This window comes from Nisaea sp. (assembly GCF_034670185.1).
Taxonomy (GTDB): Bacteria; Pseudomonadota; Alphaproteobacteria; order Thalassobaculales; family Thalassobaculaceae; genus Nisaea.
In genome coordinates, this window is record NZ_JAXMNY010000001.1 from 280820 (window position 1) to 296454 (window position 15635).

General features: G+C 62.2%; 14 protein-coding genes. 8 read left to right on the forward strand and 6 right to left on the reverse strand.

Annotation, left to right across the window (positions count from 1 at the left end):
* Nucleotides 1-318: 318 nt before the first annotated feature.
* A complete protein-coding gene (locus tag VOI22_RS01295) occupies nucleotides 319-963 on the reverse strand; it encodes a hypothetical protein (protein WP_323794795.1) in 645 nt (214 codons plus the stop codon).
* A 1-nt stretch (nucleotide 964) separates the two neighbouring features.
* Nucleotides 965-2086 carry an FAD-dependent monooxygenase gene (locus VOI22_RS01300; RefSeq protein ID WP_323794796.1) on the reverse strand — a complete coding sequence of 374 codons (1122 nt, stop codon included), beginning with the start codon at nucleotides 2084-2086 and terminating at the stop codon, nucleotides 965-967.
* Nucleotides 2087-2550: 464 nt separating this feature from the next.
* On the opposite strand from VOI22_RS01300, the gene VOI22_RS01305 reads away from it, so the two are divergent.
* Nucleotides 2551-3090: a helix-turn-helix transcriptional regulator gene (locus tag VOI22_RS01305; protein ID WP_323794797.1), complete on the forward strand. Its 540-nt coding sequence runs from the start codon at nucleotides 2551-2553 to the stop codon at nucleotides 3088-3090.
* Nucleotides 3091-3198: 108 nt separating this feature from the next.
* On the opposite strand, the gene VOI22_RS01310 is transcribed toward VOI22_RS01305, so the two are convergent.
* From VOI22_RS01310 to puuE, 3 genes are read right to left on the reverse strand one after another with little or no spacing between them, the layout of a single operon-like run.
* The gene (locus VOI22_RS01310) at nucleotides 3199-3690 is read right to left on the reverse strand and encodes an ureidoglycolate lyase (protein WP_323794798.1); all 492 of its coding nucleotides are present in this window, start codon (nucleotides 3688-3690) and stop codon (nucleotides 3199-3201) included.
* Entirely contained in the window at nucleotides 3687-4544 is an 858-nt protein-coding gene (locus VOI22_RS01315; RefSeq protein ID WP_323794799.1) for a bifunctional allantoicase/(S)-ureidoglycine aminohydrolase, read from the reverse strand. The genes VOI22_RS01310 and VOI22_RS01315 overlap by 4 nt, the downstream gene beginning before the upstream one ends.
* A complete protein-coding gene (puuE, locus tag VOI22_RS21100) occupies nucleotides 4541-5956 on the reverse strand; it encodes an allantoinase PuuE (RefSeq protein ID WP_416366053.1) in 1416 nt (471 codons plus the stop codon). The genes VOI22_RS01315 and puuE overlap by 4 nt, the downstream gene beginning before the upstream one ends.
* A gap of 193 nt (nucleotides 5957-6149) precedes the next feature.
* On the opposite strand from puuE, the gene uraH reads away from it, so the two are divergent.
* From uraH to VOI22_RS01360, 7 genes are read left to right on the forward strand one after another with little or no spacing between them, the layout of a single operon-like run.
* Nucleotides 6150-6509 (forward strand): hydroxyisourate hydrolase, encoded by a 360-nt coding sequence (gene uraH / locus VOI22_RS01330; RefSeq protein ID WP_323794800.1) that lies wholly within the window; start codon nucleotides 6150-6152, stop codon nucleotides 6507-6509.
* Between the two features lie 9 nt (nucleotides 6510-6518).
* Nucleotides 6519-7967, forward strand: coding sequence for a xanthine dehydrogenase small subunit (xdhA, locus tag VOI22_RS01335; RefSeq protein ID WP_323796275.1), 1449 nt, complete (start codon nucleotides 6519-6521; stop codon nucleotides 7965-7967).
* Nucleotides 7967-10312, forward strand: a complete 2346-nt coding sequence (xdhB, locus tag VOI22_RS01340; protein ID WP_323794801.1) for a xanthine dehydrogenase molybdopterin binding subunit — start codon at nucleotides 7967-7969, stop codon at nucleotides 10310-10312. Before xdhA ends, xdhB begins: the two co-directional genes overlap by 1 nt.
* Nucleotides 10309-11154, forward strand: coding sequence for a xanthine dehydrogenase accessory protein XdhC (gene xdhC, locus VOI22_RS01345; RefSeq protein WP_323794802.1), 846 nt, complete (start codon nucleotides 10309-10311; stop codon nucleotides 11152-11154). Before xdhB ends, xdhC begins: the two co-directional genes overlap by 4 nt.
* Entirely contained in the window at nucleotides 11151-12710 is a 1560-nt protein-coding gene (locus VOI22_RS01350; protein WP_323794803.1) for an ABC transporter ATP-binding protein, read from the forward strand. Before xdhC ends, VOI22_RS01350 begins: the two co-directional genes overlap by 4 nt.
* The gene (locus VOI22_RS01355; RefSeq protein ID WP_323794804.1) at nucleotides 12700-13776 is read left to right on the forward strand and encodes an ABC transporter permease; all 1077 of its coding nucleotides are present in this window, start codon (nucleotides 12700-12702) and stop codon (nucleotides 13774-13776) included. The genes VOI22_RS01350 and VOI22_RS01355 overlap by 11 nt, the downstream gene beginning before the upstream one ends.
* Nucleotides 13773-14696: an ABC transporter permease gene (locus VOI22_RS01360; RefSeq protein WP_323794805.1), complete on the forward strand. Its 924-nt coding sequence runs from the start codon at nucleotides 13773-13775 to the stop codon at nucleotides 14694-14696. Before VOI22_RS01355 ends, VOI22_RS01360 begins: the two co-directional genes overlap by 4 nt.
* On the opposite strand, the gene VOI22_RS01365 is transcribed toward VOI22_RS01360, so the two are convergent.
* The gene (locus tag VOI22_RS01365) at nucleotides 14680-15618 is read right to left on the reverse strand and encodes a LysR family transcriptional regulator (protein ID WP_323794806.1); all 939 of its coding nucleotides are present in this window, start codon (nucleotides 15616-15618) and stop codon (nucleotides 14680-14682) included. The two genes, VOI22_RS01360 and VOI22_RS01365, sit on opposite strands and share 17 nt — an antisense overlap.
* Nucleotides 15619-15635: the final 17 nt, after the last annotated feature.

Genomic DNA, 15635 nt, shown 5'->3' on the forward strand with positions numbered 1-15635 from the left:
GTCGATGCACGGCAGCGTGATTCAGCGTTTGTCATATATATGAAGCTGAACCGTCACGATCCAGAAGCAAAAGAGTCAAATAAAAGAATATTCGATTTGTATATTTACTAATTATGGGTAGTAAAAAGTAAATAATAATCCGTTATATTGTTGGTCGCGTGAATGGATGTTGAGTTCATGGCGTTGTTATTGGCATGTCTTGGCACGGCAGGCGTTGGAAAAATGTTAAGCTCACCTTTCCTTGCGGGAGCATTTCTAGGCGTTCGGCGCCGCTGACGGGCATCAGGCCCGGCATCAGCGCTGCATGGTAGGGGACACCTAGTGCTTGTCGCAGGCTGGCGGCTCAAGCCCCTGGTTTTCCGCGCCGTGAATGCGGACCAGAATTCGCCGCGGCAAACTGCGCTGCTGGCGACTGCGCAGCTTCTCGTCTCGGCTGCGGCCGAGAGGTTTCGCCTCCAACGGGTCTGCGCTGTCGGCATCCTTGGTCCTGATGCCCAGGCCGAGATCGTCGAACCCGATCAGATGCAGGGCCCAGCCTTCCTTCCGCCAGGTGATCCGAGCCTCTGCCGGTGTGGCCTGCGGTGGCAGACAGGTCTCGTCCGGCTCTCCTAATGTGGTGACCAGGTTGTTTTGAATATCTCCAGCGCTTTGCCTTGTTGCGGCCGCATGCCGTCGTTCGAGCAGGATTTGCTGCAAAGTCTCGGCATGATCGAATTGCAGATAGATGCGGAAGCTGGAGGCGAACGCCTCGGCTTCAGGCACGACCAGCAGGCCTCTCAGTCGGCCGAAATCAACGCCGGGAACCAGTCGCTCAGCTTGTGGCATGGCATTGGCTGCATCGCTCACCGTCATCCCGAAGGTAAGGCGCGAGAGGGGCGGCGGCAGTCCCGGGCCCTCGGCTGCTGTGGGCTGGCTCGCCATGATCAGTGCGAGAGACAGAAGCGCGGCGGCAACCGGCCGCATCTTATCTGAGACCGGCGCGCATCAGGCCGCGCTTCAGGACGCTGAACTGGCCGATGACGGCGAGCCCCGCCTGACGGATCAGTTTCTGCGGTCCGGCCGGACGGGTGGCGACACCTGCAAGTGCGCCGATGGCAGACAGGCGACTGGCAACATCCACCTGGCGGCGGGGCGCATAGGCGTCGAGCACATCCTGGCTGCCAATATCTTCGCCATTGGCGGCGGCAGGGGTGAGGAGTGACCTCAAGGTCATGATGTCCCGAACAGACATGTTCCAGCCCTGGGCGGCGATTGGCGGCGCAATATGCGCGCTCTCGCCGATCGCAATGACCCGTTCCCGTGCCGGTTGAGGCGTAAAGCCGAGCGCCAGAGGGAAGACGGCCTTCTGACCGGTGAACGCGATATGGCCGAACGTGTCCTGCCGGCGTGTCAGTTTGCGCTCGATCGCCTCGTCGGAATGGGCGGCGAGGGCGGCGATCTCGTCTGGAGAGGCGATGGTGATCAGGGAGGCGTCATGCTCCGCGACGGGGATCAGGGTGAGGGTGCCGACATCGTCATAGCGCTCGATACAGAGGCGCTCGTGTGGGTGCTCAAGCCGGACCGGCACGCAGAGGGCGCTGCGCCCGAGCGGTTTCTTGCGCATCCGGATGCCGGCGGCCTCTCGCGCGATGGATTGTAAGCCATCGGCGGCAACGACAAGCCGGGCTCTGATCTCCCGACCGTCGTCTGTTTCGATCCGGACGCTGTCTGCCAACGTCTGGACCCCGGTAACCGTGGCTTTGTGTTGCCGCACATCCGGCATGACATCCATAAGATCCCGGATGAACAGGTTCTGGGCCAGGAATGGTTCGCCTGCATCCGTCGCCGTGAACAGCTCCGAGACCGTGCCGAATGGTCCGGTGGTCTCGATCCGAAGATCCAGAAGCGGGGTCGCCTTTGTTCGGACATCGATACCCAGCGTATCCAGTGAATCGACGCTCGACGGCATCAGAGCCGTGGTGCGCGGGTCGGCTGAACGGTCTACATCCGGTCCGACCATCACCACATCCTCCCCGCAGTCGCGAAGAGCATGGGCGGCGAGACGAGCGGTTGGGCCATTCCCTATGACAGCGATATCGACGAGCATTGCAGTTCCCTTGTAGCGTTCGCCAGTTTCGGCCCGGAGTCAGTAATCTGCAAGTTTTCGCGACATGATCCACTCAATCCCGTAATGGTTGATATTAATGAGATGATTTTAAGGTGTATTTAGTGCGTATCAGGTGCGAAACGCGCTCTGAGAGCCGTTTTTCTAGTCAAAAGCATTAAATTGAATGTCACTAAAAATCCACCTATGACGATCACGGGAAAATTGAATGTTTCGGCGCAACATGGTATGGTTGCTTATCTGAACGCCAATTGCCCAAATCAATAAAGGCAGCGACGCAAAGCTTCGGCGGAGCAGTACGCATCACGGCGGTGCTGAATCCGGCGCAGCAGAAAGCTTTTAGACACTGCGCTTCATTCCGAAGGGAAGGGAATCCCTGTCCGGATAGTCGCGTGGATACACAAACTTTCGATTCAGGGACGTTAACACGGCATGGGGGTGTGGATATGAAGAACGCGGCCAATCGTCAGATCGACGACTTGTCTGAGGACGCAACGTTGACGGCGGATAGGGATGACGCGGACCGGGGTAAGACAACCTCGAATAATCCGGTCGACGTGTTCGTGGGCGCCCGTCTGCGCCGCCGACGTAAGGAAATGGGGATGACCCAGCGCATCGTTGCGCAGAAGATCGGCGTTACCTCCCAGCAGTATATGAAGTATGAGCGCGGCGATAACCGGATCAGCGCATCGCGTTTGTTCGATGTGGCCTCCGTTCTGAATACACCGGTTTCTTTTTTCTTCGACGAGATGGACGAGCAGACGATTGCCCAGTCCCCGGCGCGCCTGATGGGTGCTGAAGGCATGGCGCCGCCAATGGCCAGCACGCACGATGTCGAGGTTGATTCACCGCTGGCACGCCGTCAGGCCAATGAGCTTGTCCGGCTCTGGTGTGACCTGCCGGAGCATGCACGGACCCGCATTGTCGATCTGGTGCGGACGATGTCCGAGCTGGCCGATCAGGGTGGCGATACCGACCGGGTTTGATCCTGACTTAAGGTAAAGATCCAAACGCAGTAGAGAAATTGCCGCTTCAGCGGCAATTTCTGTTTTCAGGTACCGCCGCCTCTAACCGGACCAGTCCGTAACGCCGGATCAATCCTTAGAGATAATGTACGGCGTGGTCAGGTGATGTTCTTCCAGATTATCTCCCGGCCCCACCCGGTCCACGATCAGGAAATCGGACGGCCCGGTCAGCGGTGCCAGCACGCCGTGCCAGCAATTCATCTTGTATTGAATGCCTTGACGACCGTTCGTAAGGAATGCGTGCGGTATGCTGGGCGTGCCGTTTTGATCCTCGGCGACGATGACCAGAAACCGGGCTCCGCCCATTGGCACGAAGGCCTGGCTGCCATGCGGGTGCCGCTCCATCATGCCGAGGGAGAGCGGCAGGGTGACGGCCTCGCTGCGCCCGACGCTCAGGCTTACGGCGCCGTCAACATCCGTCTCCGGACGGGCGAGATCGTGATGGCGGCCGCAGAGACCGGCGTTGATCATGAAGTCTGGCGTGCCTGTCGCTTCCAGCACGGCGCCGAACGGTGCGAAAGCCTTCGCCGTCAACGGCTCGGCCCGGATGGTCCGGCTCATCGCCCGAACCCGCCGACGCCGGTCAGCTTCGGGTGCCGGTGCATGTCTTTGTAGAGCAGATAGCGGAACGGCTCCGGCCCGGCGGCGTAGCAGGCCTGCGGGCAGAAGGCTCGCAGCCACATATAGTCGCCCGCCTCGACCTCCACCCAGTCCTGGTTCAGCTTGTAGACGCCCTTGCCCTGCAGCACGTAGAGGCCGTGCTCCATGACGTGGGTTTCCTCGAACGGAATGGTGCCGCCCGGCTGGAAAGTGACGACTGTGATATGCATGTCATGCCGCAGGTCTTCCGGGTCGACGAAACGCGATGTCGCCCAGCGGCCTTCGGTGTCTGGCATGGCGTTCGGCGTGATGTCCCGGTCATTCGCGAACAGCGGCTCAGGAGTATCGAGCCCGTCCACGACCTCGTACATCTTCCTGATCCAGTGGAACTTCGCAGTCTCGCTTCCCCGGTTTCGCAGGGTCCAGCCCGATGACGGCGGCAGGAAGCCGAAACCGCCCGGCTCCAGCACATGGTCCGCTCCGCCAATAGTGACGGTGACCGTGCCTGAAACCACGAACAGAGCGCCTTCCGCGCCTGCTTCCGGCTCCGGTCTGTCCGATCCGCCGCCGGGGCCGACTTCCATCACATAATGGGAGAAGGTCTCGCTGAAGCCGGAAAGCGGACGGGCGATGATCCAGCCGCGTGTGTCCTCCCAGAAAGGAAACCGGCTGGCGACGATATCGGTCATCACACCCTTTGGGATCACCGCATAGGCGTCGGTGAAGATGGCCCGGCCGGTCATCAATTCGCGCTGGCCCGGCAGACCGCCCTCGATGGCGAAGTAAGGCCCTGCGTCCTGTTTCTTGGTGCTCATGGCAGCAGATCCTTCAATCTCAACTCGGTGATACGTTCGACCTGGCGGCAGGCCTCGGCCATTTCCGCCTCCCGGTCATTGCCGATACGGCGCTGGAAGGCGGCGAGGATACCGGCCTTGTCATGATCGCGGACGGCGATGATGAACGGGAAGCCGTGTTTCGCCACATATTCCGCGTTCAGCGCCTCGAAGCTGGACCGTTCGGCGTCGGTCAGGGCGTCGAGTCCGGCGCTGGCCTGCTCTGATGTGGAATTCTCTGTCAGGCGTTTGGCTTGTGCCAGTTTTCCGGCGAGATCGGGATGAGCGTTCAGCACGCCGAGACGTTCCGCCTCGCTGGCCGAGCGGAAGATCCGGGTGAGGGCGCTGTGCAGGCCGGTCGCCGTGTCATGCGCCGGACCGCGTTCGAGCTCATAAGCCTGCTCGGCGATCCAGGGCGAGTTCTCGAAGATGCCGCCGAAGCGCTCCACGAACCTTTCGCGGGACATCGCGCCCGGCCGCTCCCAGCGCTGGTGCGGGAAATTGGTCTTCCAGTGCTCGGCGATCTCGATCCGGCGGGCAAACCAGACATCGCTGTGGGATCGCGCGTACTCGATGAAGCGCTTCAATCCTGCCGAGCGTCCCGGCCGTCCGGTAAGGCGACAATGCAGGCCAACGGACATCATGGCCGGGCGCCCGGCGGCGCCTTCCGCGTAAAGACCGTCGAAGCTGTCTTTCAGATACTGGAAGAACTGTTCGCCGGTATTGAAGCCCTGCGGTGTGGCGAACCGCATGTCGTTGGCGTCGAGCGTGTAGGGGATGATCAGCTGGTCGCGCTCGCCTGCTTCCATCCAGTAGGGCAGGTCATCAGCATAGCTGTCCGAAATGTAATCGAAATCGCCCCGCGCAGCGACGAGACCGACCGTGTTCATCGAGCAGCGGCCGGTATACCAGCCGCGCGGCGCCTCTCCGGTGACTTCGGCGTGCAGGCGGATCGCTTCCACAATCTGGGCCAGCTCCTCCGCCTCGGTCATGTCCTTGTGCTCGATCCATTTGAGCCCGTGCGAGGCAATCTCCCAGTTGGCCTCCTGCATCGCCTTTACCTGCGACGGGCTACGTGCCAGTGCCGTGGCAACGCCGTACACGGTGATCGGGATGCCTGCTTCGGTGAACAGCCGGTGCAGGCGCCAGAAACCGGCCCGGGCACCATATTCATAGATCGATTCCATATTCCAGTGCCGCTGGCCCGGCCAGGCCGCGGCACCGACGATCTCCGACAGGAAGGCTTCCGAGGCTTCGTCCCCGTGCAGCAGGTTATTCTCGCCGCCTTCCTCGTAATTCAGGACGAACTGCACCGCGACCTTCGAACCGCCCGGCCAGGCGGCATTCGGAACGGTCTGGCCGTAGCCTTCCAGGTCGCGCGGGTAGGTCCCCATATCTCTTCCTCTCATGCCTGCGGGCGCCATCGTTCCAGAGAACCGCGCGGCGGACATTCAACAAAATTTTGAAAGAGTCTTATGACAAGGCCCCTTTCATATACAATTCCTAGACAATCTAATTCAGTCAAAGAACGCGGTCTTGCAAAGACTGCAACCGGGAACAACCCGGGAAAACAGGGGCAGACTTGCTATGGCGTCAGGACGATTGACGACTCATGTGCTGGATCAGGCGGCCGGAAGACCGGCGGCGGGGCTCAAGATCGAGCTTTTTCGGTTGGTTGAGGGCGTGCCGCAGCATGTTTCGCATGCAGTGACAAATGCGGACGGGCGTACAGACGGCCCGATGGCAGATGGCGAGGGCTTCACGCCCGGTACTTACGAGCTGTTGTTCCATGCGGGCGACTATCTGAAAGCGGCGGGCCATGTGGGCGACGGCATCCTGTTCCTCGACACCATTCCGCTGCGCTTCGGTATCGCCGATGCGGACCAGCATTTTCACGTGCCACTGCTTCTCTCTCCCTATGGCTATGCGACCTACAGGGGGAGCTGACCGGTGAGCATGGCGCGGGGTGAAATCCGGTTTCTGCTGAACGACCGTGAGGTCCGCCTCGGGGCGGTCGGGGGCGGTGACACTCTCCTGGACCATTTGCGTCTGGACCAGCGCCTGCGCGGTACCAAGGAAGGCTGTGCCGAAGGCGATTGCGGAGCCTGCACAGTACTGGTTGGCCGGCTCGCCGGTGGCACGGTTCGCTACGAGACCGTCAATGCCTGCATCCGGCTGCTCGCGTCCGTCGATCTCTGTCATGTGGTGACGGTGGAGTATCTGCGCGGGGCTGAAGGCGCGCTTCATCCGGTGCAGCAGGCCATGGTCGATCATCATGGCAGCCAGTGCGGCTTTTGCACGCCGGGCGTCGTGATGTCGCTCTACGCGCTTTGGATGGAGCATGGCTGTACGTCCGTGGAGGCGGTCGAAACGGCATTGCAGGGCAATCTCTGCCGTTGCACCGGCTATGAGCCGATCATCCGCGCGGCGCTGGCTGCGGGTAATATCGCGCCGGATGGGGACTTCCTTATGGCGGAGCGGGCGCAAGTGCTCAATCGGTTAGGGACGATGAATGACGGTGCGCGGGTCATGGTGTCCCGCGATGGCAGCACCGCGATCCTGCCGCCGACTATCGCTGATCTGGCGTTGATCCTTGATGAGTACAGACACGCGACAATCGTTGCTGGCTCAACCGATGTCGGGCTCTGGATCACCAAACATATGCGGGATATATCGCCCGCGATTTTCATCGGCCATCTGGAAGAACTGAAGCGGATATCGGTGGAAGAGGGGGCGATAACCCTGGGCGCCGGTGTCAGTTATTCCGACGCGGCTCCGGTCATTGCTGAGCATTTTCCGCACCTGAGCGCGTTCTGGAACCGGATCGGCGGCTGGCAGGTGCGCAACATGGGCACAATCGGCGGCAATATCGCCAACGGCTCCCCGATAGGCGACACGCCGCCGGTGCTGATCGCACTCGGCGCGGAACTGACATTGCGGCGGGTGGAGGGCAGCCGCCGCATTCCTTTGGAAGATTTCTTCATCGACTATGGCAAGCAGGAACGGGCGCCGGACGAGTTTGTCGAGGCGGTGCACATCCCGCGGCTCGCTGCCGGAACGTTGAATGCCGCCTACAAAATTTCAAAACGCCGGGATGAGGATATTTCGGCGGTCTGCGCGGGTTTTTCCGTTGCCGTGCAAGACGGGATGGTGACAAGTGCCCGATTGGCCTTCGGCGGGATGGCTGCAACGCCGAAGCGGGCGGCCAGCGCTGAGGCCGCTCTGACCGGCCAGCCCTGGAACGAGGAAAGTGTCCGGGCGGCGATGACAGCTTTGGCCGATGATTTCACGCCATTGTCCGATTGGCGGGCCTCTGCCGAGTATCGCAGCCGGGTCGCGGCGAACCTTCTGTTGCGATTCTATCTTGAGACGACCGGCACCTCGCCGGTTCGGCTGAGCGCGTGATGGACGGCGACCGGCAGCATGGGGCGATAACGGTGCGGGGCGGTGTTCATAGCGCCGAGCGGCATGACTCTGCTCACAAGCATGTCACCGGTGCGGCGGATTACATCGACGACATGGTGGAGCCGGTCGGCACCCTGCATGCCTATCTCGGTCTTGCCGAGGTGGCCCATGGGGCGATCGCCTCAATTGATCTCTCTGCTGTCCGGGCGGCACCGGGTGTTGTGGATGTGCTGACGGCGGCGGATATCCCGGCGGTGAACGATGTCAGCCCGGTTCATGCCGATGACGATCCTGTCTTCGCCGAGAACACCGTGATGTTCTGGGGGCAGCCGGTCTATGCCGTGATCGCAGAGAACCGGGAGCAGGCCCGCCGCGCGGCGGCACAGGCCAAGATCGAGTACCGTTTGCTCGATGCTGCTATCGATATCGACGCGGCTATTGCGGCGGGAAGCGATCTCGTTACCAAGCCTCTGAAGCTGGAGCGCGGTTCCGTCGACAAGGCGCTGGCTGAAGCGCCAAACCGGATTACCGGCAATATGGAAATCGGCGGCCAGGACCACTTCTATCTGGAAGGCCATATCGCTTTCGCCATTCCGGGCGAGGACGAGACCGTGACCATCCATTCCTCGACCCAGCACCCGAGCGAAGCGCAGACCCTCGTCTCGCAGGTACTTGGTGTGGCCGCGAATGCGATCTCCGTGCAGGTCCGGCGGATGGGGGGCGGCTTCGGAGGCAAGGAATCGCAGCCGGCGCTGTTCGCTGCCGTTGCTGCTTTAGCGGCCAAGCGTCTGAATCGCCCCGTCAAACTCCGCCCGGACCGGGATGACGACATGATCGCCACCGGCAAGCGGCACGATTTCAAGGTCACCTATGATGTCGGCTTCGATGACGAGGGCCGGATTCTCGGTGTCGAGGGGACATATGCTGCACGTTGTGGCTTTTCGGCGGATCTTTCCGGCCCGGTGACCGACCGGGCGCTGTTTCATGCCGATAACGCCTATTACTTCCCGCATGTCCGGCTGAAATCCCTACCTCTCAGGACCAACACGGTTTCCAACACGGCCTTTCGCGGTTTTGGCGGGCCTCAAGGTGTGCTCGGGGCGGAGCGGATTGTCGAGGAAATCGCCTACGCGCTCGGCAAGGACCCGCTGGAAATCCGGAAGGCGAACTTCTACGGCCCGCCCGGCCGGGATGTGACCCCCTATCACCAGACGGTGACGGACTCGATCCTCGACCGGCTGGTGAGCGAGCTGGAAGAGAGCTCGGATTATCAGGCGCGGCGTCGGGCCATTCTCGACTTCAACCGACAGGGTGGCGTGATCCGCAAGGGCATCGCCCTGACGCCCGTGAAGTTCGGCATCTCCTTCACGGCGACCTGGTTTAATCAGGCGGGCGCCCTGCTGCATGTCTACAAGGACGGCTCGATCCATCTGAACCATGGCGGCACGGAGATGGGGCAGGGGCTTTTCACCAAGGTTGCGCAGATTGTTGCCGACTGCTTTCAGGTGGATCTGGACCGCATCCGGGTCAGCGCGACCTCGACCGAGAAAGTGCCGAACACCTCCGCCACAGCTGCCTCTTCCGGCTCCGATCTGAACGGGATGGCAGCCCAGAACGCGGCGGAGCAGATCAAGCAGCGGTTGGTCGATTTCTCTTCGGAGAAATGGTCGGTTCCAGCGGAAGAGGTGCGGTTCGAGGCAGGCGGCGTGCGTGTCGGTTCCGAGACCATGCCGTTCGATGCACTGATCGCCGAAGCCTATATTGCGCGGGTGCATCTCTCCGCCGCCGGGTTCTACAAGACCCCCGATATCCACTGGGACCGTGATGCAGGCAAGGGCCGGCCGTTCTATTACTTCGCCTATGGCGCAGCGGTCTCCGAGGTTTCCATCGACACGCTGACCGGCGAATACCGGGTCGAGCGCACAGATATCCTGCATGACGTCGGAAAATCCCTGAACCCTGCCATCGACAAGGGGCAGGTCGAGGGCGGTTTCGTGCAGGGGGTCGGCTGGCTGACCACGGAAGAGCTCTGGTGGGACGACAAGGGGCGGCTGCGCACGCATGCGCCCTCGACCTACAAGATCCCGCTCGCCTCGGACCGGCCACGAATTTTCAATGTCGCGCTGGCCGAATGGTCGGAGAACAAGGAACGCACGATCCGCCGCTCCAAGGCGGTCGGAGAGCCGCCATTGATGCTTGGCATCTCCGTGCTGGAGGCGATCTCCATGGCGGTCGCGAGCGTTGCCGATTATCGGGAATGTCCGCGCCTCGACACGCCTGCGACACCGGAGCGGGTGCTGATGGCGGTGGAGCGGCTGCGTGCAGGCGAAGGAGCCGGAGCATGAATACGCAGATTTCTTTCTTCATGAGCACTCCGGTGGCCATCCGGCTGGAACTCGTCACGGTCAGGGGCTCCGCTCCGCGGGCGGAGGGCACGGTGATGTATGTCTCCGCCGAACGGATCGAAGGCAGCATCGGCGGCGGGCGGCTCGAATTCATCGCCGTCGAGGCGGCACGAGACATGCTGGAGGCAGGTTCCCGGGAGCGGCGGCTTGAAGTTCCACTCGGCCCGGAGATCGGCCAGTGCTGCGGTGGCCATGTAGCCATCGCAATGAACTTGCTGGATGCCGCCGATTTGAGAGCGGAAGAGGCCCGGACGGCGGCAGAGCGCGGCACGCTACCGTCGGTCTATATCTTCGGCGCCGGTCATGTTGGCCGGGCGCTGGCGAGCAGTTTCAGCCTGCTGCCGGTGCAGATCACGCTGGTGGATGAGCGGGAGGAGGAGCTGGCATTGTGTCGGGCTTCCGTCCGCCAGTGCCTGACGCCGTTGCCGGAAGCCGAAGTGCGGGCGGCGCCTGTGGGCAGCGCCTTCATCGTGCTGACCCACGATCACGCGCTGGATTTCATCATCACGGCGGAAGCCTTGATGCGCGGCGATGCGGCCTATGTCGGAATGATCGGATCGGGTACAAAGCGAGCCTCGTTCGAGCGCTGGTGCCGCAAAAGCAACGCTCCGGTGGGACGGACGGAGCCGCTGGTCTGCCCGATCGGCGCGCAGGGAAGCGGCGACAAGCGGCCGGAAGTGATCGCGGCCTTCGTTACCGCTGAGGTGATCGCACGATTGACGGCGGTAGCCGGTCCGGTTGACCCTCAACTGGAACTGCTGGGGAGCGGGGGACTTGCATGAGTGACGGGACGACGCGCCGTCTGGATCTGAAAGGCATCACCAAGGCCTTTCCGGGCGTGCTTGCCAATGACGATGTCAGCTTTTCCGTGGCGCCGGGCGAAATCCACGCGCTGCTCGGGGAGAATGGCGCGGGCAAATCGACACTGGTGAAGATGATCTACGGCATCATGCAGCCCGATGCCGGCGAGATCCGATTCGACGGCGAGACGGTCCATGTCGCCAGCCCGAAAGCCGCCCGGGCCATGGGCGTTGGTATGGTATTTCAGCATTTCTCGCTGTTCGAGCCGATGACCGTTCTGGAGAATATCGCCCTCGGTCTGGACGAGGCGGTCTCCTATGCCGATCTCGAGGCCCGTATCCGGCAAGTGCTCAAGACCTACAACCTCTCGCTCGACCCGCACCGCACCGTCGCCACGCTCAGCGTCGGCGAACGCCAGCGCATCGAAATCGTCCGCGCGCTGCTGCTGGAACCCCGGCTGCTGATCATGGACGAGCCGACCTCGGTGCTGACGCCGCAGGAAGTCGCCCAGCTCTTCGACACGTTGCGGGCGCTGGCGGCGCGCGGCTGTTCCATCCTCTATATCAGCCACAAGCTGCACGAGATCGTGGAACTCTGCCATTCGGCGACCATCCTGCGTGGCGGCCGGGTGGTGGCGGAATGCGATCCACGCGCTGAATCTTCCCGCAGCATGGCGGAGATGATGATCGGCGGCTCGCTGAAGGAAATCGAGAAGGCGGCGGACAGAAGCTTCGGCGCCGAGAGATTCATCGTTCGCGGCCTGTCTCTGGAGGCGGACGATGCGTTCGGAACGTCCCTGAAGGACATCAATTTTTCCGTTCGGGCAGGCGAGATCTTCGGCGTCGCCGGTGTTGCCGGGAACGGACAGAACGAATTGATGCTCGCGCTAAGCGGTGAGTGGCCGGTGGAGATCGCTGGCGCGATCAGTATCGACGGCAATGACGTGGGCACGCTCGACGCGGAAAAGCGCCGCCGGTTCGGGCTCTGCGCTGTTCCGGAGGAACGTAACGGCCATGGCGCCGTGCCCGTTTTCTCGCTGTCCGACAATGCGATCCTGACGGCCCGGACCAGAAAGAACATGGTGCGCATGGGCGTCATTGATGCGGGCGTCGCGGAAAGTTACACCAACGAAGTGATCGACGGATTTGACGTCAAGACAACCGGCGCGCAGGCGGCGGCAAGCTCTCTCTCCGGCGGTAATCTGCAAAAATTCATCATGGGCCGGGAGATCATGCAGGCACCGGACGTGCTGGTGGTCTCGCAGCCGACCTGGGGTGTCGATGCAGGCGCGGCGGCGGCAATCCATCAGGAACTGGTCGATCTGGCTGCGCGGGGCTCGGCGATCGTGGTTATCAGCCAGGATCTGGATGAGCTGATGGCGATCTCCGACACTATGGCGGTGATGAACGAGGGGCGGCTCTCGCGCACGCTCGCAGTTGGCGAGGCCTCGGTCGAGGAGATCGGCCTCCTGATGGGTGGGGTACACGGCGACCCTGATGCGACAGCGGACTATACGGGAGCGACCCATGCGGCTTGAGCTGGTAAAACGCAAACAGCCAAGCCGCGCCATGCTCTATCTCACGCCGGTCTTATCGGTGCTGCTGACCATGGTCTTCGGCGCGACGATCTTCTCGTTGCTCGGATATGACGGGCCAGGTGCGGTCTGGAACATTTTCTTCGTGCCAGCGCTCGATCCGAACAAGTGGCAGGATCTCGGCATCAAGGCGGCACCACTGATCCTGATCGCCATCGGGCTTTCCGTCGGCTTCCGGGCCAATGTCTGGAATATCGGAGCGGAGGGCCAGTATGTCATGGGCGGGCTGGCCGGGACCGGTGTGGCGCTGGCCACCTGGCAGATGGAAGGCTGGTGGATATTGCCGCTGATGTGTCTGGCCGGTGTGGCGGGCGGCATGCTCTACGCGGCGATCCCGGCATTCCTCAAGACAAAGCTGAACGTCAACGAGATCCTGACCAGCCTGATGCTGACTTATGTCTCTGTCCAGTTGCTCTATTACCTGATGCGCGGCCCCTGGAAGGACCCGGAAGGCTTCAATTTCCCGCAGAGCCGGATGTTCACCGACAGCCAGATGCTGCCGGAGATTGGCAATACCTTTGTGCACTACGGTGTGCCGATCGCTTTCATTGTTGCGCTGCTGGCCTGGTTCATCCTGTCCAAGACCGTGTTCGGCTTCGAGATCAGGGTGGTTGGCGCGGCGCCCAACGCGGCCCGGTATGGCGGCTTCAACCGGAAGCGGACGATCTGGACGTCTTTGCTTGCCGCTGGTGGGCTCGCGGGATTTGCGGGCATTCTGGAAGCGGCCGGACCCTACGGGCAGATGGTGCCGCAATTCCCGACCGGCTACGGCTTCACGGCGATCATCGTCGCCTTTCTCGGCCGGCTGCATCCGGTCGGAATCATGCTCGCCGCCATCATCCTCGCGATCTCCTATGTCGGCGGAGAGATCGCACAATCCTCCATCGGTCTGCCGAACGCGGCCAGTGGCCTGTTCCAGGCGATGATGCTGTTCTTCCTGCTGGCGACCGACATTCTTGTGAACTATCGCATCCGCTTCGGCGGTGTGCGGAGCGGGGGCGCGGCATGAACGAAGCCATCCTGATCGCGATCCTCGTCACCGTCGTCGGCGCGGCGACACCAATCCTGCTGGCCGGTCTCGGCGAGCTGGTGGTGGAGAAAGCAGGCGTGCTCAATCTCGGTGTCGAAGGCATGATGCTGGTCGGCGCCGTCACCGGCTTTGCCGTCACCACCATCACCGGTGCCACCTTCCTTGGCATCGTCGCGGCGGGGCTGGCGGGCGCGGGTGCCTCGATGATCTTCGGCTTCCTCACCCTGACGCTGACCGCGAACCAGGTCGCGACCGGCCTTGCGCTCACCATCTTTGGCGTCGGCCTGTCCTCGCTCATAGGAGCCGGTTTCGTCGGCCAGACTGTGACGGTGCTTGGCCCGTTGTTCCCGCCCGCGCTGGCCGAACATGAGCATTTGAGGATTTTCTTCGGCTACGATCCGGTGGTCTATTTCTCCTTCGCCATGACCCTCATCGTTGCCTGGTTCCTGCGCCGGACGAGGGCGGGCCTGATCCTGCGTGCGGTCGGAGAGAACGACGCCTCCGCCCATTCCATAGGCTATTCGGTGATTGGCGTGCGCTATATGGCCGTTGCCTTCGGCGGCGCCATGGCGGGCATCGGCGGCTGTTACTACTCGCTGTTCCTGACCCCGATGTGGGCGGAACGCTTGACGGCAGGGCGCGGTTGGATCGCGCTGGCGCTGGTGGTTTTCGCTGCCTGGCGGCCGATGCGTCTGATGGCCGGGGCCTATCTCTTCGGTGTGGTGATGACGCTAGAGCTGCATGCCAAGGCGGCGGGCTTCGAATATGTCCCGCCGGAACTGCTCGCGGCCATGCCCTATCTCGCCACCATCATCGTGCTGGCATTGATCTCCCTGCGCAAATCCGTGGGTGCGCAGGCGCCCGCCTGTTTAGGGAAGCCGTTCAAGCCGTCGACATAACCGTTGTTTCTTTCATCATACCCTCGACCCGCGCCTTGCATTTCTTCGTCATGAAATCGACGAACAGCCGGATCTTCGGATCGAGCAGGCGGCGGTGGGGGTAGAGGCAGGCGAGGGACGAGGGTGGTGGCGGAGTTTCCGACAGGATCGGCACCAGGGCGCCGCTCTGGATGTGGCTTGCGACTTCGAAATAGGGCTTGTTGACGATGCCGCGCCCGGCCAGCGCCCATTCGGTCAGCACATCTCCTTCGTCGGCATCGTATGGGCCCCGGACGTTGAAGCGGGTCGGGCCGTTCTCGGTTTCCAGTGTCCAGAAATATTCCTGTGTTCCCGGAAAGCGCAGCAGTAGGCAGCGGTGGTTTTCTTCGGTGAGCTCTTCCGGCGTTTGCGGCGTGCCGAAATGATCGAGATAGACAGGCGCGGCGCAGAGAACGCGCGGGCAGTCCATGATCTTTCGGGCCTTCAGGCTGGAATCCTCCGGCGTGCCCAGCACGATGGCGACATCGACCCGCTCGTCGAAGATATCAACCTTGCGGTCCGATAACCGGAGCTGGATGGCGAGATCGGGGTAGAGATCGTTGAATTCCGGGACCAGCGGGGCCACTACCCGGCGGGCAAGGCCAAGGGGTGACAGCACACGTATCGAGCCGCGCGGATGCTGGGAATAGTTCGCGACGGCGGCTTCCGCCCGGTCCAGCGCCTCGATGATCTCTTTCGCATGATCGTAATAGAGCCGACCGGCCTCGGTCGGCGCGATCTTCCGGGTGGTCCGGTTGAACAGCCGGATCCCGAGACGGTTTTCAAGATCCCGTATACGATTGCTGGCAACCGCCGGGGTCAGGCGAAGGTCCCGGCCGCCCGCAGTAATGCTGCCGAGTTCGACAGTGCGAACGAAGACCCGGATGCTGTCCAGATAGGGCATGGCTGCCTCTGATTTTC

What these genes read in the sequence shown, in the direction of transcription:
- VOI22_RS01315 (WP_323794799.1), bottom strand. Translation starts at nt 4,544, where the DNA reads ATGAGCACCAAGAAACAGGACGCAGGGCCTTACTTCGCCATCGAGGGC.
- VOI22_RS01300 (WP_323794796.1), bottom strand. Translation starts at nt 2,086, where the DNA reads ATGCTCGTCGATATCGCTGTCATAGGGAATGGCCCAACCGCTCGTCTC.
- VOI22_RS01350 (WP_323794803.1), top strand. Translation starts at nt 11,151, where the DNA reads ATGAGTGACGGGACGACGCGCCGTCTGGATCTGAAAGGCATCACCAAG.
- xdhA (WP_323796275.1), top strand. Translation starts at nt 6,519, where the DNA reads ATGGCGCGGGGTGAAATCCGGTTTCTGCTGAACGACCGTGAGGTCCGC.
- VOI22_RS01305 (WP_323794797.1), top strand. Translation starts at nt 2,551, where the DNA reads ATGAAGAACGCGGCCAATCGTCAGATCGACGACTTGTCTGAGGACGCA.
- VOI22_RS01365 (WP_323794806.1), bottom strand. Translation starts at nt 15,618, where the DNA reads ATGCCCTATCTGGACAGCATCCGGGTCTTCGTTCGCACTGTCGAACTC.
- xdhB (WP_323794801.1), top strand. Translation starts at nt 7,967, where the DNA reads ATGGACGGCGACCGGCAGCATGGGGCGATAACGGTGCGGGGCGGTGTT.
- VOI22_RS01360 (WP_323794805.1), top strand. Translation starts at nt 13,773, where the DNA reads ATGAACGAAGCCATCCTGATCGCGATCCTCGTCACCGTCGTCGGCGCG.
- puuE (WP_416366053.1), bottom strand. Translation starts at nt 5,956, where the DNA reads ATGGGGACCTACCCGCGCGACCTGGAAGGCTACGGCCAGACCGTTCCG.
- VOI22_RS01310 (WP_323794798.1), bottom strand. Translation starts at nt 3,690, where the DNA reads ATGAGCCGGACCATCCGGGCCGAGCCGTTGACGGCGAAGGCTTTCGCA.
- xdhC (WP_323794802.1), top strand. Translation starts at nt 10,309, where the DNA reads ATGAATACGCAGATTTCTTTCTTCATGAGCACTCCGGTGGCCATCCGG.
- uraH (WP_323794800.1), top strand. Translation starts at nt 6,150, where the DNA reads ATGGCGTCAGGACGATTGACGACTCATGTGCTGGATCAGGCGGCCGGA.
- VOI22_RS01355 (WP_323794804.1), top strand. Translation starts at nt 12,700, where the DNA reads ATGCGGCTTGAGCTGGTAAAACGCAAACAGCCAAGCCGCGCCATGCTC.
- VOI22_RS01295 (WP_323794795.1), bottom strand. Translation starts at nt 963, where the DNA reads ATGCGGCCGGTTGCCGCCGCGCTTCTGTCTCTCGCACTGATCATGGCG.